Source organism: Mycobacterium sp. (genome assembly GCF_036488105.1).
GTDB lineage: Bacteria > Actinomycetota > Actinomycetes > Mycobacteriales > Mycobacteriaceae > Mycobacterium.
This window is the reverse complement of the sequence record NZ_DASXHW010000398.1, coordinates 1-3277: the sequence shown is the minus strand read 5'-3', so window position 1 is coordinate 3277 and position 3277 is coordinate 1. Positions and strand designations below refer to the sequence as shown.

The 3277-nt window shown below is 65.0% G+C and carries 2 protein-coding genes; one reads left to right on the top strand and one right to left on the bottom strand.

Annotated elements, in window-relative coordinates; translation table 11 throughout:
- Positions 1–157: 157 nt before the first annotated feature.
- Entirely contained in the window at positions 158–1339 is a 1182-nt protein-coding gene (locus VGH54_RS21045; protein WP_422656396.1) for an IS110 family transposase, read from the bottom strand.
- 344 nt (positions 1340–1683) lie between these two features.
- On the opposite strand from VGH54_RS21045, the gene VGH54_RS21040 reads away from it, so the two are divergent.
- Complete coding sequence (locus tag VGH54_RS21040) at positions 1684–2766, top strand: IS110 family transposase (RefSeq protein ID WP_331514024.1); 1083 nt, start codon at positions 1684–1686, stop codon at positions 2764–2766.
- Positions 2767–3277: the final 511 nt, after the last annotated feature.

The window sequence follows — 3277 nt, the reverse complement described above, 5'->3', positions numbered from 1 at the left end:
CCCCGATCACGCAGGCCACGCCGCCGCCGGAATCTAGGTTGAGCAAGACGAACACGACGCCACTTGCCGCCCAGGTTGCGAAGTGAACGACGGCCTGACGGTTGGCAATTCGCATGGCCGCACGCTGTTGCTCGGGGGTAGACGGCGCCTCTCTGTGTCAAACGTTGTGGCCGCCGGTTGTATGGTGGCGGTTGGCCGGCCCGGTGAGTGACTTGTCCGAAGTGCTGGTGAAGGGGTGTGAGCCGGCCGCGCTGGACGCTAGAGTCGCCCCCGCGTGTCCCGCCGGGCCTGCCCCCGCTCCCGTCGTCGCGTCGTGTAGGAGCTGGCGGTAGACGGCGTCGGAGAGGCGTCGTTTGAGGCAGCGCAATGCTTCTCGGTGGCTCTTGCCGGCGGCTCGCTTCTTTCGGTAGTACGTCCGTCCGGGAGTGTCGCGGGCGATTTGGGTGATCGCCATAGTGTGCAAACAACAGTTGAGCTGGCGGTCTCCTGCGCGGGAGAGGCGATGGCGAGTCACGTCACCGGAGGATGCCGCGATAGGCGCGGTGCCGGTATAGGAGGCGAACGCATCGGCTGAACGGAATCGCTGGATCATGCCGACACGGGCCAGGATCTTGGCGGCGTTGAGCGTGCCGATGCCGCTGAGTTCGGTCAGGGTGCTGCCCGATGTGTCGACGGCGGTCTGGATGTCGCTGGCGGCTTTGGCGATACGACGGTCGAGCTGGCGGATCTCGCCGACGAGGTCGCCGGCCAGGCCACGCAACGTCTTGACTGCGGGGTCGCGGGGTCGTATTCGACGCAGCATCTCAGCGGCGCGATCAGCGGTCAGCCCGCGTGGGGCACCCGCGGGTATGAGGTGAGCGAGCAGCACGTGTAGGCGATTGATGGTTTGGGTGCGGGTCTTGACCAGGTCGTCACGGTGTTCTACCAGGGCGCGCAGGGCGGTGATGGCCGCATCGATGGTGGCGGTGTTGAGCCGGGTGGCGGTCAGGGCGGCGACGCCTACCGAGACCGCGTCGGCTTCGTCAGTTTTGCGGCCGTGCCCGGTAGACAGCACCCGGACCCGGGCAGCGAGTTTGGCCGGTACATCCACCACATCGATGCCGTCGGCGGTCAACCGCTGGGTCAGTGGGGCGCCCAGACCGGCCGCGCCTTCGATCGCCCAGCCGCAGTCTCTCCACCGTTGAGCGAATCCTCGCAGCTGGCGGTAGCCCTGCGGGCTCACCGGGACCCGAATGACGTCCAGCGGTTGCAGCGAGGAGTCGACAGCGGCCGCGGTCCACGATGCCTTATGCGGGTCAACGGCGATCACGACACGATCGCTAAATGGTGCTCCAGTCACGGCGTATTTTCCTCCTGTGCTCAATGAACATGAGTAGCGGGAGGGCACACCAACTTTCGGCTTTGCAGGCCTCTCTTCAGCCACTCCCAGCCGGCGGCACCGACCCGGGACGCAAGCCGTCTAAGAGCCAACCCAGTAGGGCGGCAGGTATGAGGGCGAGCGATCCCGAACCGGCACCTAGGACATCGTGGCTGCAGACCCCGATGACCTGACCGTTATTGAACAAGTTGGTATGGGGGCTAGCTGAGGCCGAAGGCCTCGTGCTGCAAAACGATTCGTGGGTTGCCGGCGTGGGGTGAACACTCGCGCTGGTAGAGCCACATTTGCAGATCAGGAGGCCTCCGGTGATTGTTCAGGGTACGAGCGTTGGGTTGGATGTGCATGCGCTTTCGGTGGTGGCGCATGCCGTCGATGAGGAAACAGGAAAGCTCGCTCGGGCGCGGCTGTGCCCGGATTACGGCGAGGTGCTGGGCTGGTTGCATCAGCTGCGGGCCCCGGTGCGGGTGGCCTATGAGGCGGGTCCGACCGGCTTCGGGTTGGCACGGGCGATCAACGGGGCCGGGATGGAATGTGTGGTCGCCGCGCCGTCGAAGCTGCAGCGCCCGGCTGGGGACCGAGTCAAGACCGACGCCCGCGACGCTGCGCATCTGGCCAGGCTGCTGCGGTTGGGTGAGATCACCGCGGTGAGGGTGCCGGAGCGGGAAATCGAGGCGGTCCGCGACCTGGTGCGTGCCCGTGAAGATGCCCGCGCCGATCTGATGCGGGTGCGCCACCGGCTATCGAAACTGCTTCTGCGGCAAGGGATCGTGTATTACGGTGGCACACCGTGGACCGGCGTGCACGAGCAATGGCTGCGACGGCACCGCTTCGACGACGTCCACCTTAAAGCCGCGTTCGACCACGGTTTCGACGCTGTGCTGGCGGCCACGGCGGCGCGGGATCGCCTCGACGAGCAGATCATGGCGGTGGCCGCTTCGCCGCGATTCGCCGATCCGGTCAACCGGCTGGGCTGTCTGCGGGGCATCTCCGCTCTAACCGGTCTGGCGCTGACGGTGGAAATCGGTGATTGGTCGCGCTTCACCGGCTCCACAATCGGCGCCTACGTCGGCTTGGTGCCGTCTGAGTACTCCTCGGGAAGCTCTCGGACCCAAGGATCGATCACCAAGGCGGGCAACACCCATGTACGACGGCTACTCATCGAATCGGCCTGGCATCACCGCAAGTCCTACAGCACCTCCGGACCCAGCCTGCGGGCCCGCTGGGCGAAAGTCGACCCGGCACTTCGGGCTCGCGGCCACGCCGGCAACCGCCGCCTCAACAAGCGGTGGCGCAGTTTCACCGAACGCGGCAAAAACCCGCTCGTCGCCAATGTCGCGATCGCCCGCGAACTCGCCGGCTGGTGCTGGTCCCTGGCCACCATGCAATAGGCAAGCCAACATCGAAAGCTTGGCTGACCCAGGTAATCAAAGCGTCGGCGCGGTGAGTGAACCAACCTGCAAAGAACCTATGAGCCACAACGTGATTCAACAATCAGCGTCCGTGATGCTCGCCTGTAGACAGCAGTAACGTTCACATCCGAATCATCGTCCTGCGGTACCCAACCCGCGCATATCAGCCTGACACCACCGTCGTGAGCAACGACCGCCGACGCCCTCACCAAGCCAGCCAAAACGAAAGCCGCCCCGACTCTCAGCCGGGGCGGCTTTCACCTACCCTCTTGACAACAGTGCCTACATATCAGGTTCTCAAATCCCGTGTCCAATTGCGAGGCCTTGACGTGCGGCGATGCAAGTTGTCTCACGTGATGTCCACACCGGTTTGTCTCACGCGCGTGTCCACTTTTCCAGGGCAGCCCCCTTCTGCCGTTCACGCCACTCGCCGCGACGTGAGGAACGTCTTTCCGGCCCGGCGATAATTTGTCACTGTGACGCCTGGTCC